This window comes from Agromyces ramosus (assembly GCF_004216665.1).
Classification (GTDB): Bacteria; Actinomycetota; Actinomycetes; order Actinomycetales; family Microbacteriaceae; genus Agromyces; species Agromyces ramosus.
Genome location: NZ_SGWY01000002.1, coordinates 595,648 through 621,026 on the forward strand (window position 1 = coordinate 595,648; position 25,379 = coordinate 621,026).

Consider the following 25,379-nt stretch of genomic DNA (forward strand, 5'->3'; position numbering starts at 1 on the left):
GGCACCCCGACTCCGCCCGGTCGCACCGGGCCGCTGAACCAGAACGGAATCATGCAGACTGCAGACATCCGCCAGCGCTGGCTGGACTTCTTCGCCGCGCGCGGCCACACCGTCGTGCCCTCGGCCTCCCTCGTCTCCGACGACCCGACGCTGCTCTTCACCGTGGCCGGCATGGTGCCGTTCGTCCCGTACCTCACGGGCCTCGTGCCGCCGCCGTACCCGCGCGCCACGAGCGTGCAGAAGTGTATCCGGACGAACGACATCGAAGAGGTCGGCAAGACGCCGCGCCACGGCACGTTCTTCCAGATGAACGGCAACTTCTCCTTCGGCGACTACTTCAAGGAGGGCGCCATCAGCATGGCGTGGGAGCTGCTCACCACGCCCGAGGCCGACGGCGGGTACGGCTTCGAGCCGAAGGACCTCTGGGTGACCGTCTACAAGGACGACGACGAGGCCATCGAGCTGTGGAAGCGGATCGCAGGGCTGCCCGAGGAGCGCATCCAGCGACTCGACAAGGACACGAACTACTGGCACACCGGCCAGCCCGGACCCGCGGGTCCGTGCTCCGAGATCTTCTTCGACCGCGGCCCCGCCTACGGCATCGACGGGGGACCGGCGACGGACGACGACCGCTACGTCGAGATCTGGAACCTCGTCTTCATGCAGTACCTCATCGACGACGTGAAGTCCAAGACCGACTTCCGCATCGTGCGGGAACTGCCGAAGAAGAACATCGACACCGGCATGGGCCTCGAGCGCGTCGCGTTCATCAAGCAGGGCGTCGAGAACATGTACGAGATCGACCAGGTGCGCCCGGTGCTCGACCGCGCCGCGGAGATCTCGGGCCGGCGGTACGGCGCGGTGCACGACGACGACGTGCGCATGCGCGTGATCGCCGACCACGTCCGCTCCTCGCTCATGCTGATGAGCGACGGCGTGACCCCGTCGAACGAGGGTCGCGGGTACATCCTCCGTCGGCTCCTGCGTCGCACCATCCGCGCGATGCGGCTGCTCGGCGTCGAGGGGCCGACCTTCCGCGAGCTGTTCGCCGCCTCGCGCGATGCCATGAAGGCGGCGTATCCCGAGGTCGCGCGCGACTACGCCCACATCGAGCAGCTCGCCCTCGGCGAGGAGGAGACGTTCCTGCGCACGCTCGCGGCGGGCACCTCGATCCTCGACGGCGCCGTCGCGACGACCAAGGCCGCCGGACAGGCGGAGCTCGCCGGCGACACGGCGTTCCTCCTGCACGACACCTACGGCTTCCCGATCGAGCTGACCCTCGAGATGGCCGACGAGGCGGGCCTCGCGGTCGATCGCGGCGCGTTCGACGAGCTGATGACCGCCCAGCGTACGCGCGCGAAGGCGGACGCGAAGTCGAAGAAGAAGGTGCTCGCCGACCTGTCCGTGTACGGCGACTTCCGCGCCAAGGGCGAGACGATCTTCACCGGGTACACCGACCTCACGACCGAGTCGACCGTGCTCGGGCTCATCGTCGACGGCCGGCCGGTGCCGGTCGCCACCGCGGGGCAGACCGCTGAGGTCATCCTCGCGGAGACCTCCCTGTACGCGGAATCCGGCGGCCAGGCGCCCGACCAGGGCCGCATCGTGGGCAACGGGTTCGAGCTGGAGGTCATCGACGTCCAGAAGCCCGTGAAGGGCCTGATCAGCCACACCGCCAAGGTGGTGTCCGGCGAGGTCGGCGTGGGCGTGCCCGCGACGACGCTCGTGGACGAGGACTACCGGCGCGGCGCGACGCAGGCGCACTCCGGCACGCACCTCGTGCACGCGGCGCTCCGCCAGGTGCTCGGGCCGAACGCGCACCAGTCCGGGTCGTTCAACAAGGCCGGGTACCTGCGCCTCGACTACGGGTGGAACTCCGCGCTGTCGCCCGAGACCCGCAGCGAGATCGAGGAGATCTCGAACAACGCCATCCGCGACAACCTGCAGGTCGTCACCCGCGAGATGCCGCTCGACGAGGCGAAGGCCCTCGGCGCGATGGCGCTCTTCGGCGAGAAGTACGGCGACGTCGTGCGCGTCGTCGACATCGGCGGCCCGTGGTCGCGCGAACTCTGCGCCGGCACCCACGTCTCGACGAGCGCCGAGGTCGGCATGATCAACATCGTCGGCGAGTCGTCGGTCGGCGCCTCCAACCGGCGCGTCGAGTCGCTCGTCGGCATGGACGCCTTCCGCCGGTTCGCGGCCGAGCGGGCGCTCGTCTCCGAGCTGAGCACGAGCCTGAAGACCCGTCCCGAGCAGCTCGTCGACCGCGTCGGCGAGCTCGTGACCAGCCTGAAGTCGGCGGAGAAGCGGATCGCCCAGTTCGAGGCGCGGGCCCTCGCCGATCGCGTTCCGGCGCTCGCGGCGAACGCGACGCGCGTCGGCGACGTGCTCCTCGTCGCCGAGGCCGTCGGCTCGCTGGGTTCGGGCGATGAGCTGCGATCGCTCGCGACCGCCGTGCGCGGGAAGCTCGGCGACGCGGCATCCGTGGTGGCGCTCGCAGCCGAGGTCGGCGGCAAGCCGATCGCGATCGTCGCGACGTCGCCCGCGGCCCGCGACGCGGGCGCGAATGCCGGCGCACTCGCGAAGACGATGGCGTCCGTGCTCGGAGGGGGCGGAGGCGGCAAGCCCGACCTCGCGCAGGGCGGTGGCAGCGACACGTCGGCGATCCCCGCGGCCCTCGACGCGGTGCGCCGCGAGCTCCACCGGTAGGCCGGATGCGCCAGGGAGCGAGACTCGGCATCGACGTGGGGCGGGCGCGCATCGGCGTCGCCCGGTGCGACGCCGGCGGACTCCTCGCGGTTCCCGTGGAGACCGTGCCGCGTGCGCAGGAGGGTGATGCGGACATCCGCCGGATCCTCGAGCTCGCCGACGAGTACGGGGCCATCGAGCTCGTGGTGGGTCATCCGCTCTCGTTGTCGGGGGCTCCGACGCCGTCGACCGACGATGCGATCGCCTTCGCCGCTCGCCTCGCCGCGGCCGGATCCACCGTGCGGCTGGTGGACGAGCGGCTCTCGACCGTGAGCGCCCAACAGGCCCTGCGGGCCTCGGGACGTTCGAGTCGCAGCCAGCGTCCCATCGTCGACCAAGTTGCAGCCGTTATCATTCTGCAACACGCCATCGACACGGAGCGGGCATCGGGCACCGAGCCCGGGCGCCTGCTCACGACAGACGAAGGGTCGTCCCCCCTGTGACCCACCTCCCGCCGGAGCCACGCGGATCCGCGCCCGAGCGCGACGCCGTCGACTGGCACGCGCTGCTCGCCGGCGACGACGTCGCTCCCGAGGCCGGACGCCCTGCCGATGCGACGCCCGCTCCGTCCGCCTCCGGCAGTGCCGGAACAGGGCAGCCGATGACCCGGCGCGAGGCGCGCGAGGCCGAGCAGCGACGACTCGCACTCGCGGAGCGCGAGGAGCTCGAGGCCACGAGGACGTCGCGAGCGGAGCGCCGCGCCGCGGCATCCGAGTTCCAGCTCCACGACGACGACCACCCGCACGAGAAGCCGAGGCGCCGCGGGGCGTGGGGCTGCCTCATCGGCCTCGTCGTGGTGGCCGCCCTCGTCGCCGGCGCGTTCTTCTTCCTGCAGGGGCCGATCAACTCGATCGTCGAGCGGTTCACGCCCGCGGCTGACTTCACCGGCAGCGGCACCGGCGAGGTCGTCTTCATGATCCATGACGGCGACACGGGCTCGGACATCGCCGAGAACCTCGTCGACGAGGGAGTGACGGCCTCGTACGACGCGTTCTACGACCTGCTGCTCGAGCAGAGCCCCGAGCCCGACTTCCATCCGGGCGCCTACCGGCTCGCCGAGGAGATGAGCGCGCAGGCGGCGCTCGACGCCCTCGTCGATCCGGCCAGCAAGCTCGAGAACACGTTCGTCATCCCCGAGGGCACCGCGCTGCCCGACGTGCTCGTCTCCATCTCGGAGGGCGCCGGCATCCCGATCGAGGAGCTGCAGGCCGCCGCCGCGGAGCCGCCGTCCGCCTACGGACTCCCCGCCGAGGCGACGACGCTCGAGGGCTTCCTGTTCCCGGCGACGTACACGCTCGACCCGGGCATCGACGCGCACGGCGTGCTCCAGACGCTCGTGGATCGGCAGTTCGAGGCGCTCGACACGGCGGGCGTGCCGGCGGACCAGCGCTGGAGGACGATCGTGCTGGCCTCGATCGTGCAGCGCGAGGCGGGCTCGAACCTCGGGGACTTCCCGAAGGTCGCGCGGGTGTTCCAGAACCGCCTCGACCAGGGCATGAACCTCGAGTCGGACGCCACCGTGGCGTACGGCACGGGCAACACGCACACCGTGTGGACGACCGACGCGGAGCGAGCCGACGCGTCGAACCTCTACAACACGTACGCGAACCCGGGCCTGCCGGTCGGCCCCATCGGCAACCCCGGCGACGTGGCGATCAACGCGGCGATCCGCCCCGCGGACGGACCGTGGCTGTTCTTCGTGCCCGTCAACCTCGCCACCGGCGAGACGGTGTTCTCGACCACGGTCGACGAGCACGAGGCGGCCGTCGCGCAACTGCAGGAGTGGTGCGCGGCCAGCGAGGAGAACGCGGCCTACTGTGAGTGACCCCGTCGCGCGCGACGCGACGCGCCTCGCGGTGCTCGGCTCGCCGATCGCGCACTCGAAGAGCCCGGCGCTGCACCGAGCGGCGTACGAACGGCTCGGACTGGACTGGACGTACGACGCCGTCGAGCTCGGCCGAGGCGAGCTCGCGGAGTTCGTCGCCTCGCGCGACGAGACCTGGCGCGGAGTCTCGCTCACGATGCCGCTGAAGCAGGACGTGCTGCCGCTCCTCGACGAGGTCGACGAGCTCGCCGTGCTCACCGGTGCCGCGAACACGGTGCGCTTCGCCGACGGTGCCCGTCTCGGCTTCAACACCGATGTCGGCGGCATCGTGCGCGCCCTCGGCGAGGCCGGCCTCGAACGCGTGCGCACCGGGGTGCTGATCGGCGGCGGTGCGACGGCCGCCTCCGCGCTCGTCGCGATGGCACAGCTCGGCGCCACGAACGTGCACCTGCTGCTCCGCCGCCCGGAGGCGGCGGAGCCCATCATCGCACTCGGCCGGCGCCTGGGACTCGCCATCGTCGCGTCCCCGCTCGCCGAGCTCGCACGGCTCGACGACGCCGAGCTCGTCGTCAGCACGGTTCCAGGCGGCACGGAGCTCGACGTCGCGGCATCCGAGGCGCTCATGCGGCGGGCGACCCTGCTCGACGTCGCGTACTCGCCCTGGCCGACGCCGCTGGCCGCGCAATGGCTCGCCGCCGGCGGCACGGTCGTGCACGGGCACGGGATGCTGCTGCACCAGGCGCTGCTGCAGGTGCGCATCTTCGTGGCGGGCGATCCGTTCGCGGCGCTGCCCGACGAGGCGGCCGTGCTCGACGTCATGCGCCGATCGCTCTGACGCGCCTGTGGAAGGATAGGGGCATGCTCCGTTGGCTCACTGCCGGAGAATCGCACGGCCCTGAGCTCGTCGCGATCCTCGAGGGTCTCCCCGCCGGTATCCCCGTCTCACTCGACGCCATCCGCGCCGACCTCGCGCGTCGCAAGCTCGGCTACGGCCGGGGTGCGCGCATGAAGTTCGAGCAGGACGAGCTGGCGATCTCAGGCGGAGTGCGCCACGGCGAGAGCCTCGGGAGCCCCATCGCGCTGCGGATCGGCAACACCGAGTGGCCGAAGTGGCAGGAGGTCATGAGCCCCGAGCCCATCGACCCGGCGAAGCTCGGCCGCGGACGCGGTGCGCCCCTCACGCGGCCCCGGCCGGGGCACGCGGATCTCGTCGGCATGCAGAAGTACGGCTTCGACGAGGCGCGACCGGTGCTGGAGCGGGCGAGCGCACGCGAGACGGCCGCACGCGTGGCACTCGGCGCGGTGGCGCGCGCCTTCCTCGCCGAGCTCGGCATCCGCACGGTGTCGCACACCGTCGCGATCGGACCGGTGCGCGTTCCCGAGGGCTCGCCACTGCCACTGCCCGACGACGTCGACCGGCTCGACGCCGACCCGCTCCGCTGCTTCGATCCCGAGACGTCGGCCCGCATGGTGGCCGAGGTCGACGGGGCCCACAAGGACGGCGACACGCTCGGCGGCGTCGTCGAGGTGCTCGCGTACGGGGTGCCGCCGGGCCTCGGCTCGCACGTCCACTGGGACCGACGCCTCGACTCGCAGCTCGCCGCCGCGCTGATGGGCATCCAGGCCATCAAGGGCGTCGAGGTCGGCGACGGGTTCCTCACGACCACGCGCCGGGGCTCCGCCGCCCACGACGAGCTCCACCGCGCCGACGGCCGCATCGTGCGGGCGAGCGATCGCGCCGGCGGCACCGAGGGCGGTATGTCCACGGGCACGGTGCTCCGCGTGAGCGCCGGCATGAAGCCGATCGCGACGATCCCGCACGCCCTGCCGACCGTCGACGTCGCCACCGGCGAGGCCGCACCGGCGCACCACCAGCGGTCGGATGTCTGCGCCGTTCCGGCGGCCGGCGTCGTGGCGGAGGCGATGGTCGCCCTCACCCTCGCGAACGCGGTGCTCGAGAAGTTCGGGGGCGACTCCGTCGCCGAGACGCGTCGCAACCTCGAGTCCTACCTCGCGGCGATCCCCGATGCACTCCGCACGGAGGTCGCGTCGGCGGAGGCCGCGGCCGACCGTGTCTGACGGCGTTCGCGTCCCGCTGCCCATCGTCCTCATCGGGCCCATGGGAGCGGGCAAGTCGCGCGTCGGGCATCGGCTCGCGGCATCCGTCGGGGCGCCCTTCGTCGACACCGACACGCGCATCGTGGAGCGCTACGGGCCCATCGACGAGATCTTCGATCGCGAGGGCGAGGAGTACTTCCGCATCGTCGAACGGGAGGTCGTGGCCGAGGCCCTGCGCGAGGAGGCCGTCATCTCGCTCGGCGGGGGAGCGGTGCTGCACCCCGACACGCGCGACGACCTCGCCGACCTGCAGGTGGTGTGGCTGAAGGTGTCGCCCGAGGCGGTGGCGCCCCGGCTCACGGGCGGCACTCGACCCATGCTGACGGAGGGCGGCATGTCGCGCTGGACCGCCATCCTCGAGGCGCGCGCGCCGATCTACCGCGAGCTCGCCGACTACGACATCGACACGTCGCGCCGCTCGGTCGCGCGCATCGTCGACGCGATCACCGAGCGGTTCACGGGAGGACGACGATGACGGCAGGCGAGGCGCGGACGAGCATCCGGGTGGGCGGCGACGCGGGCTACGACGTGGTCGTGGGACGCGGCGTGGTGTCCGAGCTCGGCGACGCGATCGGGCCGGCGGCCAGGAAGGTGCTGGTCGTGCACGCGCCGACGCTCGGCGCGCGTGCCGCCGCCCTGCGCGAGGAGCTCCAGGATCGCTTCGAGGTGCTCCTCGCCGAGGTACCCGACGCAGAGGCCGGCAAGCGGGTCGAGGTCGCGGCGTTCTGCTGGCAGGTCCTCGGCCAGGCCGACTTCACTCGCAGCGACGCCATCGTGGGCCTCGGCGGCGGGGCGATCACCGATCTCGCCGGGTTCGTCGCCGCAACCTGGCTGCGCGGCGTGCGCGTCGTGCAGGTGCCCACCACGGTGCTCGGCATGGTCGACGCCGCCGTCGGCGGCAAGACGGGGATCAACACGAGCGAGGGGAAGAACCTCGTCGGGGTGTTCCACGCGCCTGCCGCCGTGCTCTGCGACCTCGAGCTGCTCGACACCCTGCCGCGGAACGAGATCCTCGCCGGGTTCGCCGAGATCGTGAAGGCCGGCTTCATCCGCTACCCCGAGATCCTCGACGTCATCGAGGCCGATCCGGATGCCGCGACCGATCCGACCTCGCCCGAGTTCCGGCGCGTCGTCGAGCTCGCGATCCGCATGAAGGCCGAGGTCGTGTCCGAGGACTTCACGGAGCAGGGCCTCCGCGAGATCCTCAACTACGGGCACACCCTCGGGCATGCCGTGGAGCACGCCGAGCGCTACCAGTGGCGGCACGGTGCCGCCATCTCGGTCGGCATGGCGTTCGCCGCCGAGCTCGGCCGCCTCTCCGGCCGCCTCTCCGACGAGGTCGCCGACCGGCACAAGCGCGTGCTCGACCTGCTCGGGCTGCCGACGACCTACCCCGCAGGCCGCTGGAACACCCTGCTCGCGACGATGCAGCGCGACAAGAAGGCGCGGGGCGGCCAGCTGCGCTTCATCGTGCTCGACGACCTCGCGAAGCCCACGGTGATGCAGGCGCCCGACCAATCGCTGTTGTTCGCGGCGTACCAGGAGATCGGCTCCTGAACCGTGCCACGGCCGTCGGTGCGCCGCGCCACCGGGCCACGATCCGCGGATGCCCCCGCCGCTAGGCTGGCCGCATGACGACGATCCTCGTGCTGAACGGCCCGAACCTCGGCCGCCTCGGCACGCGAGAGCCCGAGGTGTACGGCAGCGAGACGCTCGCGGACATCGGCGCCGGCCTCGCGGCATCCGTGCCCGACGGCGTCGAGGTCGACCTGCGGCAGACGGATGACGAGGCCGAGCTGATCGGCTGGATCCACGAGGCCGTCGACCGCCGGGTACCGGTCGTGCTGAACCCGGCGGCGTTCACGCACTACAGCTACGCACTGCGGGATGCCGCCGCCCAGTTGAAGCAGGTCGGCGTGCCGCTCGTCGAGGTGCATCTCTCCAATCCGCACGCCCGCGAGGCCTTCCGCCACACGAGCGTGATCTCGGGCGTCGCGACGGGCGTGATCGCCGGGTTCGGCGCGGAGTCCTACCGTCTCGCGGTCGACTGGGTTCTGCGGTCGCTCGGGTGAGTCGACTACACTCGATCAGTCGCACGCGATCGACGCGTGCCCTCTGACTTCCCTCGATCGATCGGAATCACCTCCAATGGCAAGCACGGCTGACATCAAGAACGGCGTCGTCCTCAACATCGACGGCCAGCTCTGGAGCGTCATCGAGTTCCAGCACGTCAAGCCCGGCAAGGGCGGCGCGTTCGTCCGCACGAAGCTGAAGAACGTCGTCACGGGCAAGGTCGTCGATCGCACGTACAACGCCGGCACGAAGATCGACATCGAGAACGTCGACCGCCGCGACTTCACCTACCTCTACAACGACGGCGACGGCTTCGTGTTCATGGACGCGACCGACTACGACCAGCTCACCGTGCCCGCGACCGTCGTCGGCGACGCCGCGAACTTCATGCTCGAGAACCAGGCGGTCACCATCGCCCTGAACAACGGCAACCCGCTCTACATCGATCTGCCCGCGTCGGTCGTGCTCGAGATCACCTACACCGAGCCGGGCCTGCAGGGCGACCGCTCGACGGGCGGCACCAAGCCCGCCACCGTCGAGACCGGCTACGAGATCCAGGTGCCGCTCTTCCTCGAGACCGGCACGAAGGTCAAGGTCGACACCCGCACGGGCGACTACCTCGGCCGCGTGAACGACTAGTGAGCGCCCGCACGAAGGCGCGCAAGCGCGCCCTCGACATGCTCTACTCGGCCGACATGCGCCAGGTGCCGGTCGAGCAGGTGCTCGCGGTCGAGGCCGAGCGCGCCGTGAGCGAGCCCGAGCGACAGGCGTCGTGGCTCTACGCCCGGGAGATCGTCGACGGCATCGTCGACCACCGCGAGGAGATCGACGAGCTCATCACCACGCACTCGCGCGGCTGGACGCTGGAGCGCATGCCCGCGGTCGACCGCGCGCTGCTGCGCATCGGCGTCTGGGAGATCCTGTACAACGACGCCGTGCCCGACCCCGTGGCGATCTCCGAGGCCGTCGAGGCGGCCACCGTGCTGTCGACCGACGATTCCGCCGGCTTCGTGAACGGCCTCCTGGCCGCGATCTCGCACGCCAAGGCTTAGGAGCAGACTCCGACCCGCGCCCGAGCGGTGCGGTCAGTGCGCGGCGCGGCTCCCGCCGATCGCGCCGGCGATCCGCGACACCGCCCAGCCGGCGGCAGACACCAGCGGAACGGCGACCATCAGCATCGCGATCGGGTTGGGGCGGAACCGCAGCCCGTCGGGGCCGCCGACATAGGCGCCGATCGGCACCACGTAGCCGCCGCCACCGCCGCCGCTGCCCTCGCCCCTGCCTGCGGGGGTGGTGCCGCCCTCGGGCATCTCGCCGGATCCCTCGCCCCCGCCGAACCCGAAGACCACGAGTGCGACGGGCACGAGTTCATGTCCGCCCAACGTGGTGCGTTCGCCGTATGCCATCTTGGCGCCCCACGTGGGCACCAACGCCGCCAGACTCTCGCTGAGCTTCGCCATTCCTCGACAGTACGCCCGCTCGCGTCGACCCGCCACGCACCTTTTCACTCGGCGGTCGCCGCGGCAGGCGGCTGCCGCGTCGCGAGCAGTCGGAGCGTGTGCTCGACGACCTCCGCAGGACCGTGGTGCTCGGCCAGCCGCTCGGCGATGCGCGCGGCGTTCACGCGGTACGCGGCATCCGTCGACACCCGGCGCCACCCGCGGAGCACCGTACGAGCCGAGGGACGGCCCGACCGCAGGTTCACGCCCGCGCCCGACCAGGCCACCCTGGCGGCCACCCCGGGCTTGTCGAGGTCGCCGCCGGCGACGATGAGCGGGATGCCGGCGGCGAGCGCGGCGAGCACACCGCCCCATCCGCCGTTCGTGACCATCACGTCGACCCTGGGGAGCAGGGCGCCGTAGGGGAGGAGGCCGGCCACGCGCGCGTTCGGCGGGGCGGGGAACGGCAGGCTCGGGTCATCCGCACGCCCCGTCGCGGCGACCACGAGCACGGGCTGCCGGCCGAGCGCCGCGAACGTGGGCTCGATGAGGTCGTGCGGGTCGACGTTCAGCGTGCCCTGCGTCACGTGCACCACCGGCTCCGCGGAGGCCGCGACCTCGTCCCACCATGTCGGCAGTGCCGCACCGCCCGCCGTCGCGCGGGTCAGCTCGCCGACGAACACGACATGCGTCGCGAGGTCGGATCGCGCGAACTCGAGCTCGGCGACGCCCGTGGCGCAGACGAGGTCGGAGGAGTACCACGCCTCGTCGAACGAGCGGCCGTTCGCCGGGAGCCCGGCGCGTGCGCGCTCGGCGATGTAGGCGCGCCGGATGCCGTATGCGCCGGCGCGCGCGACCGCCCGAAGCGCGCGATCGCGGAGTCGTCCGAGAGCGCCGGTCGCGGGCGCGAGGCCCAACATGGGCGGGGGCAGGTCGCGGCTGGGGATCGCGAGCGGCACGATGCTCACGGTGACCCACGGCGTGCGGGTGCGCTCGGACGCCAGGTGAGCGCCGAGGCTCAGGCCGTCGGCGACGACGACGTCCCATGGGCGCTCGTCGAAGGCCCGGACCAGGTCGTCGGACTGGGCTGCGGCGGTGCGCACGAAGACGTGCTCCACGTTCGCCAGCATCTGGCGTGGACCCTTGCGCCCGCGCAGCATGGGGAAGGTCGCGGCCAGGTCGTGCTCGTCGAAGTCGGGCGCCGAGGTCCACCTGAGCGCCTGCGCGCCGACGGCCGTGAACCGGTCGGCATGGGCGGAGCCGGTGTAGACGCGCACACCGTGACCCGCCTCGACGAACGCGCGGGCGACGGCGGCCATCGGCGCGACGTGGCCCTGGAACGGCATCACGGCGATCATCACTTCGGCCATGCCCGATTCGACCACATCAGCCTGCTTCGCCGTCACCCCCAGTGCTGGCACGGGGAGGGGAATGGGTGGAGACCCTCCCCGGATTCCGGCGCAGGCCCGGATCTCCGGGACGGTCGCAGCCGGTTCACTGGATCTCGGTGCCGCACGTGCGAGCGCCGATCCCAACACCTGAAGGCTCTGGAAGGAGCACCTGCGCCATGTCATCGATCCCCGCCCCCACTCCCGGCCTGCAGCCCGTCGGCCCCCGTCCGGTCCCGGCCTCCCACCTCAGCCTCATCGACCGCCTCGGCGCGTTCGAGGGCATGCTCAAGGCGTTCCTCGAGCGGTGGAGCGTCCCGGCCCTCCGCGTCGCCCTCGGCGTCGTGTTCGTCGCCTTCGGCGTGATCAAGTTCTTCCCCGGGGTCAGCCCGGTCGAGTCGCTCGTCGAGGCGACGTGGGGCGTGCTCACCTTCGGCATCGTCGGCGGCCAGCTCGCCATGATCCTCACGGCGGTCATCGAGACCGTCGCCGGGCTCGCCCTGATCTCGGGCGTGTTCGCCCGTTTCGGACTCGTCATGCTCGCCGTCGCCTTCGTCGGCATCCTGTCGCCGCTCGTCTTCTTCCCGAGCGAGCTGTTCACGGCCGCGGGGCCGACCCTGCTCGGTCAGTACGTCCTCAAGAACGTGGTGCTCATCGCGGCGGCGCTCGTCGTCGCGTCGCGGGTGCTGCGCGGATCGGCCAGGTCCGGCCGGTGACCCGGCGGCACCCGGCACGAAGGGCGGAGCGCATGGCGCTCCGCCCTTCGGCGTTCAGGGGGTGCGGCCATCAGATCGCGCATGCGGTTATCGGCGATCAGATCGCGCGCATGCGATTGTTGCGTGCGTCGTGCGTGAGCTCGGCGAGCCCGAGCGCCTCGAGCAGCGGCGGCAGGTACATGCCGAACCGTCCCCGGTAGCCCTTCCGGAGGCCGTACCAGCCGCCGACGGGATTGGCCGCTGATCGTCCCCAGGCCTCGACCGTGCCGTCGGCGGCGGTCTTCTGCTCGTCGGCCGCACCCAGCGGCACCCAGTCGCCCTGCTCGCGCAGCCAGGCGGCGAGGTCGTCGATCGCCGAGAGGCGGTATGTCAGCGTGGTCGAGCCCACCCTGCAGACGAGCGCGGGCGGTTCGGCGCCCTCGTCGCGGTACATCGTGTACGCCGACGTTCCCGGTGCCGTCGTCAACTGCCAGGGATCGTCCGCGGTGCCCGTGCCGGCCATGAGCCCCTCCCGTCCTCCTCGACGCGGGGAGGCCCCCGCGCGGCCGATGCTACTCCCGACCGCCGCGGGCGGCGACGGCCACGGCTGGTAGGCTGGATCGGAAGGCAACCTTGAAGCCCGTCCCGTGAGGCGGAGAAGGGAGTCCGCATGGCTGTGCGCACCGTGCTGCAGCAGGCTGACATCGATCGGGCGATCACTCGCATCGCCCACGAGATCCTCGAGTCGAATCGCGGGGCCGAACGGCTCGTGCTCCTCGGGATCCCCACCCGTGGCGTCGTGCTCGCCGACCGCCTCGCCGCGATCATCGGCCGCATCGCGGCCTCCGACGTTCCCGCCGGAGCGCTCGATGTGACGATGTACCGCGACGACCTGGGCCGGCATCCCGTCCGTACGCCGCAGCCGACCTCGGTGCCCTCCGGCGGAATCGACGGAGCCACGGTCGTGCTCGTCGACGACGTGCTCTACTCGGGCCGCACGATCCGGGCCGCCTTCGACGCGCTCGCCGACCTCGGCCGCGCTCGCGCAGTGCGCCTCGCCGTGCTCGTCGACCGCGGTCACCGCGAGTTCCCGATCCGGGCGGACTTCGTCGGCAAGAACCTGCCGAGCTCGACCCGCGAGCGCATCAACGTCCGCCTCGCCGAGGTCGACGGCGACGACGCCGTGACGATCGACGGTGGTGACGACTGATGCGCCACCTGCTCTCCACGAAGGAGCTCTCGCGTGACGACGCGATCGCCCTGCTCGATGTCGCCGAGGACATGGCGGCCGTGCAGGAGCGTGAGATGAAGAAGCTCCCGACGCTGCGCGGCAGGACCGTCGTGAACCTCTTCTTCGAGGACTCCACCCGTACGCGCATCTCATTCGAGGCCGCGGCGAAGCGGCTGTCGGCCGACGTCATCAACTTCAGTGCGAAGGGGTCGAGCGTCTCGAAGGGCGAGAGCCTGAAGGACACCGCGCAGACGCTCCAGGCCATGGGCGCCGACGGCGTCGTCATCCGCCACCACGCATCGGGCGCCCCGCAGACGCTCGCGATGAGCGGATGGATCGACGCCGGCGTCGTGAACGCCGGCGACGGCACGCACGAGCACCCGACGCAGGCGCTGCTCGACGCGTTCACGATCCGGCGCCGCCTGCACGGCGCGACGTCGCGGGGACGCGGTCTCGACGGCGTGCACGTCGTGATCGTCGGCGACATCCTGCACTCCCGCGTCGCGCGTTCGAACGTGTGGCTGCTCACGACGCTCGGCGCAACGGTCGAGCTCGTCGCGCCGCCCACGCTCCTGCCGGTCGACACGACGGCGTGGCCCGCCCGCGTCGGCTACGACCTCGACGCCTCGCTCGCCGGCGGTCCCGACGTGGTCATGATGCTCCGCATCCAGGCCGAGCGGATGCACGCCGCATTCTTCCCCAACAGCCGCGAGTACGCGCGCACGTGGGGACTGGACGACGCCCGGTTCGATCGGCTGCCCCCGACTACGATGGTGATGCACCCCGGACCCATGAACCGCGGGCTGGAGATCGCCGCCCGCGCCGCAGATTCGCCGCAGTCCACGGTGCGCGAGCAGGTCGCGAACGGAGTATCAGTGAGAATGGCCGCCCTCTATCTGCTGCTGTCGGGCGAACGGGGTGACGCCGCATGACCGAGCGCTTCCTGATCACCGGCGCGACGCTCGCGACGGGCGGGCGTGCCGACCTCCTCCTCTCGGACGGCGTCATCGCCGAGGTCGGTCGCATCGCGGATGCCGCGGGCGCGACGGTCGTCGACGCCGACGGGCTCGTGGCCCTGCCCGGGCTCGTCGACCTGCACACCCACCTCCGCGAGCCGGGCTACGAGCAGAGCGAGACGGTGCTCACCGGGACGCAGGCCGCCGCGGCGGGCGGGTTCACGGCCGTCTTCGCAATGGCGAACACCTCTCCCGTGGCCGACACCGCCGGGGTCGTGGAGCAGGAGGCGAGCCTCGGCCGCGCCGCCGGCTACGCCACCGTGCAGCCGATCGGGGCGGTCACGGTCGGCCTGAAGGGCGAGCAGCTCGCCGAGCTCGGTGCGATGGCCCGCTCGCGGGCGAACGTGCGCGTCTTCTCCGATGACGGCTTCTGCGTCTCGGACCCGCTGCTCATGCGCCGGGCCCTCGAGTACGTGAAGGCGTTCGACGGCGTGATCGCTCAGCACGCGCAGGAGCCGCGGCTCACCCAGGGCGCCCAGATGAACGAGGGGGCGCTCTCGGGCGAGCTCGGCCTCGTCGGCTGGCCCGCCGTCGCCGAGGAGTCGATCATCGCCCGCGACGTGCTGCTCGCCGAGCACGTCGGCAGCCGCCTGCACGTCTGCCACGTCTCCACCGCCGGTTCCGTCGAGGTCATCCGCTGGGCGAAGGCCCGCGGCATCGACGTCACCGCCGAGGTCACGCCCCACCACCTGCTGCTCACCGAGGACCTCGTCTCGAGCTACGACCCCCGGTTCAAGGTCAACCCGCCGCTGCGCCGCGCCGAGGACGTCGAAGCCCTGCGCCTCGCGCTCGCCGACGGCACCATCGACATCGTCGCGACCGACCACGCGCCCCACCCGGTCGAGGCGAAGGAGAGCGAGTGGGACGCCGCCGCGAACGGCATGGTCGGGCTCGAGTCCGCGCTCGCCGTCGTGCACGCCGCCGTCGTCGAGAACGGCCTCCTCGACTGGGCGGATGTCGCGCGCGTGCTGTCCGCCGCCCCCGCGAGCATCGGCCGCCTGGCCGGCCACGGGCAGCCACTGGAGCGCGGATCGGCGGCGGAGGTCGCGCTGTACGATCCCGCCGCGGCATCCGACTTCTCCCTCGACCGGCTCGCCGGGCGCAGCGTGAACTCGCCCTACCTCGGGCGGAGGTTGCCCGGTCGCGTCGTCGCCACGTTCCACGGGGGCTACGCCACGTACCTCGACGGCGCGGTGCGCCCTGCCGACGAGATCGCCCGGCACGCCTCCGCGCGGCTGGAGGGGACCCGTGGATAAATGGGCCGGCGCACTCGTCGCCATCGTCATCATCGGGCTCGCGGCGTGGCTCATGGTGCGGTCGTGGAAGCGCCGCACCGTTCGCGACGAGCGGATCACCCCGTACCCGCTGCCCGCGTCGCTCGGCCCGTCGATCCTCGAGACGGAGGTGCTGTACGTCGCGACGACGCCGACCGGCGAGCCGCTCGAGCGCCTCGCCGTGCACGGCCTCGCCTTCCGCGGCGCCGCCCGCATCGAGGTCGCGCCCGAGGGGATGGTGCTTCGCGTCGCCGGCGAACCCGCGAGCTTCCTCCCCGCCGACCGCATCGTGTCGGCCGGCGAGGCGAGCTACGCGATCGACCGCGGCGTGGAGCCCGAGGGGCTGGTCGTGGTGACGTGGATCGCGAACCTCGCCGATCCCGAGCAGGCGGCCCCCAACGTCGACAGCTACCTCAGGGCCCGGTATCCGGGCGACTCGGCGCGCATCATCGCCGCCATCACGGACATCGCCGCCGCGCGTACCGCGCCGCGGCCGGAACAGGAGAGCGAGGCCTCGGATGACTGAGACCCCCACCCCAACCCGCACCGACGAGCCGGCCGTGCTCGTGCTCGAGGACGGCCGCCGCTACGAGGGACGCGCCTACGGCGCGCGCGGGCGCACGCTCGGCGAGGCCGTGTTCGCCACCGGCATGACGGGCTACCAGGAGACCCTCACCGACCCCTCGTACGCCGGCCAGATCGTCATGATGACGGCGCCGCACATCGGCAACACCGGAATGAACGACGAGGACATGGAGTCCGCGCGCATCTGGGTGGCCGGGTTCGTCGTGCGCGATCCCTCCCGCGTCGTCTCGAACTTCCGCTCCCAGCGGAGCCTCGACGACGACCTCGAGGCTTCCGGCATCGTGGGCATCAGCGGCATCGACACGCGCGCGGTCACGCGTCACATCCGCTCCGCCGGCGCCATGCGCGCGGGCATCTTCTCGGGTGACGCCGCCCAGCTCACGCACGGCGAGCAGCTCGAGCTGGTGCTCGGCGGCGCCGAGATGACGGGCCTGAACCTCTCGGGCACCGTGTCGACCACCGAGTCGTACACGCTGCCCGCCGAGGGCGACCGGGTCGGATCCGTCGCCGTGCTCGACCTCGGCGTGAAGACGTCGACCCTGAGGTTCCTCGCCGAGCGCGGCTTCGACGTGCACGTGGTGCCCCAGTCGATCACCGCGGACGAGGTGCTCGCCCTGGCCCCCGATGCGCTGTTCTTCTCGAACGGACCGGGCGACCCCGGGGCATCCGACGCGCACGTCGAACTCCTGCGGGCGACGCTGCGCGAGGGCCTGCCGTACTTCGGCATCTGCTTCGGCAACCAGCTGCTCGGACGCGCCCTCGGGTTCGGCACCTACAAGCTGCCCTTCGGCCATCGCGGCATCAACCAGCCGGTGCTCGACAAGGCCACCGGCCGGGTCGAGATCACCGCACACAACCACGGCTTCGCCGTCGACGCCCCGATCGACCGCGTGAGCGAATCGGCCGAGGGCTTCGGGCGCGTCGAGGTGAGCCACTACGACCTCAACGACAACGTCGTCGAGGGCCTCAACTGCCTCGACATCCCCGCCTTCTCGGTGCAGTACCACCCCGAGTCGGCCGCCGGCCCCCACGACGCCAACTACCTGTTCGACCGCTTCCGCGACATGGTCATCGCGAGCAAGGAGACGAGCGCCTGATGCCCAAGCGCGACGACATCACCAGCGTCCTCGTCATCGGATCCGGTCCGATCGTCATCGGCCAGGCGGCCGAGTTCGATTACTCCGGCACCCAGGCGTGCCGCGTGCTCCGTGCCGAGGGCGTGCGCGTCATCCTCGTGAACCCGAACCCGGCCACGATCATGACCGACCCCGACTTCGCCGACGCGACGTACATCGAGCCCATCACGCCCGAGATCATCGAGTCGATCATCATCAAGGAGCGGCCGGATGCCGTGCTCCCGACCCTCGGCGGCCAGACCGCGCTGAACGCGGCCATCGCCCTGCACGACGCCGGCATCCTCGACAAGCACGGCGTCGAGCTCATCGGAGCCAAGGTGGAGGCGATCCGCAAGGGCGAGGACCGGCAGCTCTTCAAGGACCTCGTGATCGAGGCGGGGGCGGATGTCGCCCGCTCGCACGTCGCGAAGACGCTCGAGCAGGCCAAGGAGTTCGCGCTCGACCTCGGCTATCCGCTCGTGGTGCGTCCGTCGTTCACGATGGGCGGCCTCGGCTCGGGCTTCGCGTACACCGAGGAGGACCTCGTGCGCTACGTGACGCAGGGCCTCCACGACTCGCCCACGACCGAGGTGCTCCTCGAGGAGTCGATCCTCGGCTGGAAGGAGTACGAGCTCGAGCTCATGCGCGACACGGCCGACAACACCGTCGTCGTCTGCTCCATCGAGAACGTCGACCCCGTCGGCGTGCACACGGGCGACTCGATCACGGTGGCCCCGGCGCTCACGCTGACCGACCGCGAGTACCAGAAGCTGCGCGACATCGGCATCGACATCATCCGCGCCGTCGGCGTGGACACCGGCGGCTGCAACATCCAGTTCGCCGTCGACCCGGCGGACGGGCGCATCATCGTGATCGAGATGAACCCGCGCGTGTCCCGCTCCTCGGCGCTCGCCTCGAAGGCCACCGGGTTCCCGATCGCGAAGATCGCGGCGAAGCTCGCGATCGGCTACCGCCTCGACGAGATCCCGAACGACATCACGCGGGTGACGCCGGCGAGCTTCGAGCCGACGCTCGACTACGTCGTCGTGAAGGTGCCGCGCTTCGCGTTCGAGAAGTTCCCCGCCGCCGATCCGACGCTCACCACCACCATGAAGTCGGTCGGCGAGGCGATGGCGATCGGACGCAACTTCTCGACCGCGCTGCAGAAGGCGCTCCGTTCCCTCGAGAAGCGCGGCTCGTCGTTCCACTGGGGCGAGGAGGACCGCAGCGCGGCCGAACTCGTCGAGGCGTCGCGCGTGCCGACCGACGGCCGGATCGTGCTCGTGCAGCAGGCGCTGCGCAAGGGTGCGTCGATCGAGGAGGTCTTCGAGGCGACCGGGATCGACCCGTGGTTCCTCGACCAGATCGTGCTCGTCAACGAGGTCGCGGAGACCGTGGCCGCCGCCGATGCGCTCGACACGGAGCTCCTCCTGCTCGCGAAGGATCACGGGTTCTCCGACGCGCAGATCGCCCAGCTGCGCGGCTTCGGCAGCGAGGCCGATGCGCGCGAGGTGCGCCACATCCTCGGCATCCGGCCGGTCTACAAGACGGTCGACACGTGCGCGGGCGAGTTCCCGGCGCTCACGCCGTACCACTACTCGAGCTACGACCTCGAGACCGAGGTGGAGCCGTCCGACCGCCGCAAGGTCGTGATCCTCGGCTCGGGTCCGAACCGCATCGGCCAGGGCGTCGAGTTCGACTACTCCTGCGTGCACGCGTCGTTCGCGTTGTCCGACGCCGGGTTCGAGACCATCATGATCAACTGCAACCCCGAGACCGTCTCGACCGACTACGACACGAGCGATCGCCTGTACTTCGAGCCGCTCACGCTCGAGGACGTGCTCGAGGTGATCCACGCCGAGTCGCAGACCGGCGAGCTCGTCGGAGTCGTCGTGCAGCTCGGCGGGCAGACCGCGCTCGGGCTCGCGAAGGGCCTCGAGGCGGCCGGCGTGCCCATCCTCGGCACGAGCCCCGACGCGATCGACCTCGCCGAGGAGCGCGGACTGTTCTCGGGCATCCTCGACGCCGCCGGGCTGCTCGCCCCGCGCAACGGCACCGCCATCGACGTGGCCGGGGCCGTGCACGTGGCCGAGGGCATCGGCTACCCGGTGCTCGTGCGCCCGAGCTACGTGCTCGGCGGACGCGGCATGGAGATCGTCTACGACTCGCCCTCGCTCGCCGACTACTTCTCGCGCATCGAGGGCCAAGGCATCGTCGGCCCCAGCCACCCGCTGCTCGTCGACCGCTTCCTCGACGACGCGATCGAGATCGACGTCGACGCGCTCTACGACGGCACCGACCTGTACATCGGCGGCGTCATGGAGCACATCGAGGAGGCGGGCATCCACTCGGGCGACTCGAGCTGCACGCTTCCGCCCGTCACGCTCGGCCGCGCCGAGGTCGACCGCGTGCGCGTGGCGACTCGCGCGATCGCCGAGGGGGTCGGCGTGAGGGGGCTCCTCAACGTGCAGTTCGCGATCGGCGCGGGCGTGCTCTACGTGCTCGAGGCGAACCCGCGCGCCAGTCGCACCGTGCCGTTCGTGTCGAAGGCGCTGGGCATCCCGCTCGCCAAGGCCGCCTCGCGCATCATGGTGGGCGCCACCGTCGCCGAGCTCATCGAGGAGGGCATGCTGCCGGCATCCGACGGCTCACGGGTGCCGCTCGACGCACCCGTGGCCGTGAAGGAGGCCGTGCTGCCGTTCCACCGGTTCCGCACCCGCGAGGGCATCATGGTCGATTCGGTGCTCGGTCCCGAGATGCGCTCGACGGGCGAGGTGATGGGAATCGACAAGGACTTCCCGACCGCGTTCGCGAAGAGCCAGCTGGCCGCATACGGAGGGATGCCGCTGTCGGGCACGGTGTTCGTCTCGGTCTCCGACCGCGACAAGCGCTCGATCATCCTCCCGGTGCTCCGCCTGCAGCAGCTCGGCTACGAGATCGCCGCGACCGAGGGCACCGCCGAGGTGCTCCGCCGCAACGGCATCGGCGCCCGCGAGGTGCTCAAGTACAGCGAGAAGCCCGACGCCGACGCGGCATCCGTCGTCGAACTCATCCATCGCGGCGAGGTCGACGTGGTCGTGAACACGCCCAGCGGCCGGTCGGCCCGGGCCGACGGCTACGAGATCCGTGCCGCGGCGGTGGCCTCCGACATCCCGCTCTTCACGACCATCGCCGAGCTCTCGGCGGCCGTCGCCTCCCTCGACGCGGTGCGCGGCGGGTTCGAGGTGACGAGCCTGCAGGAGTACGGCGCGCGCCGGGCGGCGGCGATGACCGCATGAACGGCGCCTCCGTGATGCCCTTCGGCGAACGGCTGGAAGCCGTGTTCGCAGCATACGGGCACCTGTGCCTCGGCATCGACCCGCACGCCTCGCTGCTCGCCGAGTGGGGCCAGCCCGACTCCGCAGAGGGCGTGCGCGAGTTCGGCCTGCGCGCCGTCGAGGCCGCGGCCGACAAGGTCGGCATCGTGAAGCCGCAGGTCGCGTTCTTCGAGCGGCACGGCGCCGCGGGGTACGCCGCGCTCGAGCGCGTCCTCCGCGAGGCGCGCGACGCCGACCTGCTGGTCATCGCCGACGCGAAGCGCGGCGACATCGGCTCGACCGTCGACGCCTACGGCGCGGCGTGGCTCCGCCCCGGTTCCAGCCTCGAGGCCGATGCCATGACGATCAGCGCCTACCAGGGCCTCGGCTCCGTCGAGCAGGTCATGGTGGCCGCGGAGGCGGCGGGCAAGGGACTGTTCGTGCTCGCCGCGACATCCAACCCCGAGGCGGCGGCGATCCAGCGGGCCGTCCTGCAGCAGTCGAGCCGCGCCGGCAGCACGGTCGCGCAGGCGATCACGCAGGGCGTGATCGGATGGAACCAGGGTCGAGCGGATGCCGCGACGCGCACGCTCGGCTCGATCGGCGTCGTGTTCGGCGCCACCACCGACCTGCGGGTGACGGGCATCGACACCGACGCGGAACCGCCGCGGCCGGGACTGCCCGTGCTCGCCCCCGGATTCGGGCACCAGGGCGCCGAGCCCGGCGACATCCGCACCAGGTTCGGCGCGTTCGCCTCCGGCGTCATCGCCAGCGAGTCGCGTTCGCTGCTCGCTGCCGGTCCCGATGGGCTCGCCGACGCGATCGCGCGTCGCGCAGACGAGTACGGAGCTGCGATTGCCTGAGACGACGACCACCCCGACGCACGGCACGACCGCGACCGCGTCGCCCCCCGAGGTCGACCGCGTCGCCGCGTCGCGGGCGGCGGTCGCCGCGCGGCGCGCCCGGGCGTCCGTCAAGGCCGATGTGGCGAGCGGCTCGCGCAGCCCTCTCGACGTGCTGCGCGAGGCCTACGAGGCGCCCGAGGGCGTCGAGGGGCGCCTCCGGGTACCCGAGTTCCTCACCTCCATCCCGGCGATCGGCGCCACCAAGAGCGCTCGCATCATGGACGAGCTCGGGATCGCCAAGTCCAAGCGGCTCGGCGGGCTCGGTCGCCTGCAGCGCAGGCGGCTCCGCGAGTTCGTGGCCGACTGGGTCGCCGGTCACGGCGGCACCGGGGACCGCCTGGTCGTGCTGGCGGGGCCGACCGCTGTGGGCAAGGGGACCGTCGCGTCGTACATCCGACGGCACCACCCCGAGGTGCGCCTGTCGGTCTCGGCGACCACGCGACCGCCCCGGCCGGGCGAGGTCGAGGGCGAGCACTATTACTTCGTCGACGACACCGAGTTCGACCGCATGATCGCGGCGGGGGATCTCCTCGAGTGGGCCACCGTGCACAACGCCTCCCGGTACGGCACTCCGCGGCGTCCCGTTGACGAGGCGATCGCCGAGGGCAGCAGCGTGCTGCTCGAGATCGACATCCAGGGTGCGCGCTCCGTGCGACGCGCGATGCCCGAGGCGACGCTCGTGTTCCTCCTGCCGCCCACCTGGGACGAGCTGGTGCGCCGGCTCGTCGGCCGGGGCACCGAGAGCCCCGCCGAGCAGCAGCGCCGCCTGGAGACCGCGAAGGTCGAGCTGGCCGCCGTCGACGAGTTCGACCACCAGGTCGTGAACCACGACGTCGGCGAGGCCGCGCAAAAGGTCGTAGACTTGATGAGGCCCCGAAAGGGTCGGCGTTGAGCTGCCCGGGCCGCAAGTTTCCGCGCACAGAGGTGCGCACGTTCCGTTCTAAGGAGTCTGTCCATGGCTGAGAAGCTGTCCGGCATCATCGATCCGCCCATCGACGACCTGCTCTCGAAGGTCGACTCGAAGTACCAGCTCGTGATCTTCGCGTCGAAGCGCGCCCGCCAGATCAACGACTACTACGCGGACCTGCATGAGGGCAGCCTCTTCGACAACGTCGGCCCGCTGGTCGACTCGTCGATCGACGACAAGCCCCTCTCGGTCGCGCTGCACGAGATCAACGAGGACAAGCTCCGGCTCCGCCCGATCGGCGAGTAGCGCGCCGAGGATGTCGCCGCTCAACATCGTCGTCGGCATCACCGGCGGCATCGCGGCGTACAAGGCCGTCGGCGTCGTCCGGGCACTCGTGCTGGCCGGGCACGACGTCCACGTCGTGCCCACCGAGGGTGCGCTGCGGTTCGTCGGTCGGCCGACGCTCGAGGCCATCTCGCGCAACCCGGTGCACACCGACCTGTACGAGGGCGTCGCCGAGGTGCGCCACGTCGCCATCGGGCAGGCCGCCGACCTCATCGTGATCGCGCCGGCCACGGCGAACACGATCGCGAAGCTCGCGACCGGCCTCGCCGACGACCTGCTCGGCAACACCGTGCTCGCGAGCGAGGCGCCGGTCGTCATCGCGCCCGCCATGCACACCGAGATGTGGCGGCACCCGGCCACCCAGGCGAACATCGCCACGCTCCGCTCGCGCGGCGTCACGGTCGTCGGTCCCGCGGTCGGCCAGCTCACGGGCGCCGACAGCGGCCCCGGTCGCATGGAGGAGCCCGACGTGATCGCCGCGGCGGCCCTCGAGCGCGCCGCGGCATCCGCTCGGCGCGACCTCGCCGGATTCCGCGTCGTCGTGACCGCGGGCGGCACGCGCGAGCCGCTCGATCCCGTGCGCTTCCTCGGCAACCGCTCGAGCGGCAAGCAGGGCGTCGCGATCGCCGAGGCCGCACTCGCGCGCGGCGCCGAAGTCACGCTGATCGCCGCGAACCTCGAGATCGGCGAGCCGGCCGGCTGCGACATCCGCCGGGTCTCGACCGCCCTCGAACTGCAGCAGGCCGTGACGGATGCCGCGAACGGCGCCGACGTGGTCGTGATGGCCGCCGCCGTCGCCGACTACCGCCCCGCCGACGTCAGCGAGTCGAAGCTCAAGAAGGACGCCGGCGACGTGGGCATGACGCTCGAGCTCGTGCGGAATCCCGACATCCTCGCCGGGCTCGGGCACGCGCCGCACGACGGCACCCTGCTCGTCGGATTCGCCGCGGAGACCGAACCCGACGACGACCGCCTCCTCGAGCTCGGCCGCGCCAAGCGCGAGGCGAAGGGCGCCGACCTGCTGGTGGTCAACCGGGTGGGCTGGAACGAGGGGTTCGCGCGCGACGAGAACGCGGTCGTGGTCATCGGACACGACGGCGTCGTCGTCACACGAGCACACGGAACGAAAATGTCAGTGGCCGAAGTCATCCTCGACGTGGTTGTCTCGGAATCGACGACTGCGGCGGCCGCCGCCGAGACCTCGAAGGAACACGAGCCCACCACATGAACGCACTCCGCCTCTTCACCTCCGAATCCGTCACCGAGGGCCACCCCGACAAGATCTGCGACCAGATCTCCGATTCGATCCTCGATGCGCTGCTGACCGTCGACCCGCACAGCCGGGTCGCGGTCGAGACGCTGGTGACGACGGGACTGGTGCACGTGGCGGGCGAGGTGACGACGGCGGGGTACGTGGAGATCCCGGCGATCGTGCGCGACCGCGTCACGTCGATCGGCTACAACTCCTCCGACGTCTGGTTCGACGGCCGCTCGTGCGGGGTCTCGGTGTCGATCGGCGGCCAGTCGCCAGACATCGCGCAGGGCGTCGACCACGCCTTCGAGGCGCGCGAGCGGGCGAGCGACGACGCGCTCGACATGCAGGGCGCCGGCGACCAGGGCATCATGTTCGGCTACGCCACGCGCGAGACGCCCGAGCTCATGCCCGTGCCGATCTGGGTCGCGCACCGGCTCTCCGAGCGCCTCGCCGAGGTGCGCAAGCAGGGCGAGCTCGACTACCTGCGCCCCGACGGCAAGACACAGGTCACGGTCGGATACGACGGCCAGGTGCCGCGCACGATCGAGACGGTCGTGCTGTCGACGCAGCACTCGCCCGCCGTGTCGACCGAGCAGCTCCGTGCCGAGGTCGAGGAGCTGGTCATCCGTCCGGTCCTCGACACCGTGGAGCTCTCCCGTCCCGAGCTCGCGGTGCTCATCAACCCCACCGGCCGATTCGAGATCGGCGGGCCGCAGGGCGACGCCGGCCTCACGGGTCGCAAGATCATCATCGACACCTACGGCGGCGCGAGCCGCCACGGCGGCGGGGCGTTCAGCGGCAAGGACCCGTCGAAGGTCGACCGCTCCGCGGCGTACGCCATGCGCTGGGTCGCGAAGAACGCCGTCGCGGCCGGCCTCGCCGACCGGCTCGAGCTGCAGGTCGCCTACGCCATCGGCAAGGCCGCCCCCGTGGGGCTCTACGTCGAGTCCTTCGGCACCGCCCACGTTCCCGACGAGCGCATCATCGGCGCCATCCGCGACGTCTTCGACCTGCGGCCCGCGGCGATCATCCGCGACCTCGACCTCCTGCGGCCCATCTACGCGAAGACGGCGAGCTACGGCCACTTCGGCCGCGAGCTGCCCGACTTCACCTGGGAGCGGCTCGACCGCGTCGACGACCTCCGCGCCGCCGCCGGGCTCTGAC

The 25,379-nt window shown here is 71.6% G+C and carries 25 protein-coding genes; 22 read left to right on the plus strand and 3 right to left on the minus strand.

All coding sequences use genetic code 11. The features are described from left to right. Positions 1–51 precede the first annotated feature (51 nt). From alaS to nusB, 10 genes are all read left to right on the plus strand, one after another. A complete protein-coding gene (alaS, locus tag EV187_RS09380) occupies positions 52–2,709 on the plus strand; it encodes an alanine--tRNA ligase (protein WP_130352779.1) in 2,658 nt (885 codons plus the stop codon). Positions 2,710–2,714: 5 nt separating this feature from the next. Beyond that, on the plus strand, positions 2,715–3,191 hold the full coding sequence (gene ruvX, locus EV187_RS09385) for a Holliday junction resolvase RuvX (RefSeq protein ID WP_130352780.1): 477 nt from the start codon (positions 2,715–2,717) through the stop codon (positions 3,189–3,191). Next, positions 3,188–4,573, plus strand: a complete 1,386-nt coding sequence (mltG, locus tag EV187_RS09390; RefSeq protein WP_242609520.1) for an endolytic transglycosylase MltG — start codon at positions 3,188–3,190, stop codon at positions 4,571–4,573. The genes ruvX and mltG overlap by 4 nt, the downstream gene beginning before the upstream one ends. Continuing rightward, a complete protein-coding gene (locus EV187_RS09395) occupies positions 4,566–5,408 on the plus strand; it encodes a shikimate dehydrogenase (RefSeq protein WP_130352781.1) in 843 nt (280 codons plus the stop codon). Before mltG ends, EV187_RS09395 begins: the two co-directional genes overlap by 8 nt. A 23-nt stretch (positions 5,409–5,431) precedes the next feature. Beyond that, positions 5,432–6,652: a chorismate synthase gene (gene aroC / locus EV187_RS09400; protein ID WP_130352782.1), complete on the plus strand. Its 1,221-nt coding sequence runs from the start codon at positions 5,432–5,434 to the stop codon at positions 6,650–6,652. Beyond that, positions 6,645–7,166, plus strand: a complete 522-nt coding sequence (locus tag EV187_RS09405) for a shikimate kinase (RefSeq protein ID WP_242609521.1) — start codon at positions 6,645–6,647, stop codon at positions 7,164–7,166. The genes aroC and EV187_RS09405 overlap by 8 nt, the downstream gene beginning before the upstream one ends. After that, complete coding sequence (aroB, locus tag EV187_RS09410; protein WP_130352784.1) at positions 7,163–8,248, plus strand: 3-dehydroquinate synthase; 1,086 nt, start codon at positions 7,163–7,165, stop codon at positions 8,246–8,248. Before EV187_RS09405 ends, aroB begins: the two co-directional genes overlap by 4 nt. 74 nt (positions 8,249–8,322) lie before the next feature. Next, complete coding sequence (locus tag EV187_RS09415) at positions 8,323–8,763, plus strand: type II 3-dehydroquinate dehydratase (RefSeq protein ID WP_130352785.1); 441 nt, start codon at positions 8,323–8,325, stop codon at positions 8,761–8,763. A gap of 76 nt (positions 8,764–8,839) precedes the next feature. After that, positions 8,840–9,403, plus strand: coding sequence for an elongation factor P (gene efp / locus EV187_RS09420; RefSeq protein ID WP_130352786.1), 564 nt, complete (start codon positions 8,840–8,842; stop codon positions 9,401–9,403). After that, a complete protein-coding gene (gene nusB / locus EV187_RS09425; RefSeq protein ID WP_130352787.1) occupies positions 9,403–9,816 on the plus strand; it encodes a transcription antitermination factor NusB in 414 nt (137 codons plus the stop codon). Before efp ends, nusB begins: the two co-directional genes overlap by 1 nt. Positions 9,817–9,849: 33 nt before the next feature. On the opposite strand, the gene EV187_RS09430 is transcribed toward nusB, so the two are convergent. Together EV187_RS09430 and EV187_RS09435 are read right to left on the minus strand one after the other, a co-directional pair. Next, positions 9,850–10,224, minus strand: a complete 375-nt coding sequence (locus EV187_RS09430) for a hypothetical protein (RefSeq protein WP_130352788.1) — start codon at positions 10,222–10,224, stop codon at positions 9,850–9,852. Positions 10,225–10,268: 44 nt separating this feature from the next. Next, entirely contained in the window at positions 10,269–11,573 is a 1,305-nt protein-coding gene (locus tag EV187_RS09435) for a glycosyltransferase (protein WP_130352789.1), read from the minus strand. 197 nt (positions 11,574–11,770) lie between these two features. Between EV187_RS09435 and EV187_RS09440 the strand changes: the two genes are divergently transcribed. Continuing rightward, positions 11,771–12,307: a DoxX family protein gene (locus tag EV187_RS09440; protein ID WP_130352790.1), complete on the plus strand. Its 537-nt coding sequence runs from the start codon at positions 11,771–11,773 to the stop codon at positions 12,305–12,307. A gap of 97 nt (positions 12,308–12,404) precedes the next feature. Here EV187_RS09440 and EV187_RS09445 read toward each other — a convergent pair whose 3' ends face one another. After that, the gene (locus EV187_RS09445) at positions 12,405–12,809 is read right to left on the minus strand and encodes a DUF6855 family protein (protein ID WP_130352791.1); all 405 of its coding nucleotides are present in this window, start codon (positions 12,807–12,809) and stop codon (positions 12,405–12,407) included. Between the two features lie 147 nt (positions 12,810–12,956). Here EV187_RS09445 and pyrR point away from each other — a divergent pair, with 147 nt between their 5' ends. From pyrR to metK, 11 genes are all read left to right on the plus strand, one after another. Further along, positions 12,957–13,496: a bifunctional pyr operon transcriptional regulator/uracil phosphoribosyltransferase PyrR gene (gene pyrR, locus EV187_RS09450; RefSeq protein ID WP_130352792.1), complete on the plus strand. Its 540-nt coding sequence runs from the start codon at positions 12,957–12,959 to the stop codon at positions 13,494–13,496. After that, entirely contained in the window at positions 13,496–14,449 is a 954-nt protein-coding gene (locus EV187_RS09455; RefSeq protein ID WP_130352793.1) for an aspartate carbamoyltransferase catalytic subunit, read from the plus strand. The genes pyrR and EV187_RS09455 overlap by 1 nt, the downstream gene beginning before the upstream one ends. Continuing rightward, complete coding sequence (locus tag EV187_RS09460; RefSeq protein ID WP_130352794.1) at positions 14,446–15,789, plus strand: dihydroorotase; 1,344 nt, start codon at positions 14,446–14,448, stop codon at positions 15,787–15,789. The genes EV187_RS09455 and EV187_RS09460 overlap by 4 nt, the downstream gene beginning before the upstream one ends. Further along, positions 15,782–16,333 carry a PH-like domain-containing protein gene (locus EV187_RS09465; protein ID WP_130352795.1) on the plus strand — a complete coding sequence of 184 codons (552 nt, stop codon included), beginning with the start codon at positions 15,782–15,784 and terminating at the stop codon, positions 16,331–16,333. Before EV187_RS09460 ends, EV187_RS09465 begins: the two co-directional genes overlap by 8 nt. Continuing rightward, positions 16,326–17,489: a glutamine-hydrolyzing carbamoyl-phosphate synthase small subunit gene (gene carA, locus EV187_RS09470; protein ID WP_207221796.1), complete on the plus strand. Its 1,164-nt coding sequence runs from the start codon at positions 16,326–16,328 to the stop codon at positions 17,487–17,489. The genes EV187_RS09465 and carA overlap by 8 nt, the downstream gene beginning before the upstream one ends. Further along, positions 17,489–20,785 (plus strand): carbamoyl-phosphate synthase large subunit, encoded by a 3,297-nt coding sequence (gene carB / locus EV187_RS09475; protein WP_130352796.1) that lies wholly within the window; start codon positions 17,489–17,491, stop codon positions 20,783–20,785. Before carA ends, carB begins: the two co-directional genes overlap by 1 nt. Further along, positions 20,782–21,666 carry an orotidine-5'-phosphate decarboxylase gene (pyrF, locus tag EV187_RS09480; RefSeq protein WP_207221797.1) on the plus strand — a complete coding sequence of 295 codons (885 nt, stop codon included), beginning with the start codon at positions 20,782–20,784 and terminating at the stop codon, positions 21,664–21,666. Before carB ends, pyrF begins: the two co-directional genes overlap by 4 nt. Beyond that, positions 21,659–22,600 carry a guanylate kinase gene (gene gmk, locus EV187_RS09485; protein WP_242609522.1) on the plus strand — a complete coding sequence of 314 codons (942 nt, stop codon included), beginning with the start codon at positions 21,659–21,661 and terminating at the stop codon, positions 22,598–22,600. Before pyrF ends, gmk begins: the two co-directional genes overlap by 8 nt. 63 nt (positions 22,601–22,663) lie before the next feature. After that, complete coding sequence (rpoZ, locus tag EV187_RS09490) at positions 22,664–22,921, plus strand: DNA-directed RNA polymerase subunit omega (protein WP_067947279.1); 258 nt, start codon at positions 22,664–22,666, stop codon at positions 22,919–22,921. A gap of 10 nt (positions 22,922–22,931) precedes the next feature. Next, positions 22,932–24,188: a bifunctional phosphopantothenoylcysteine decarboxylase/phosphopantothenate--cysteine ligase CoaBC gene (coaBC, locus tag EV187_RS09495; protein ID WP_130352798.1), complete on the plus strand. Its 1,257-nt coding sequence runs from the start codon at positions 22,932–22,934 to the stop codon at positions 24,186–24,188. After that, positions 24,185–25,378, plus strand: coding sequence for a methionine adenosyltransferase (gene metK, locus EV187_RS09500; protein ID WP_130352799.1), 1,194 nt, complete (start codon positions 24,185–24,187; stop codon positions 25,376–25,378). The genes coaBC and metK overlap by 4 nt, the downstream gene beginning before the upstream one ends. Position 25,379 lies beyond the last annotated feature (1 nt).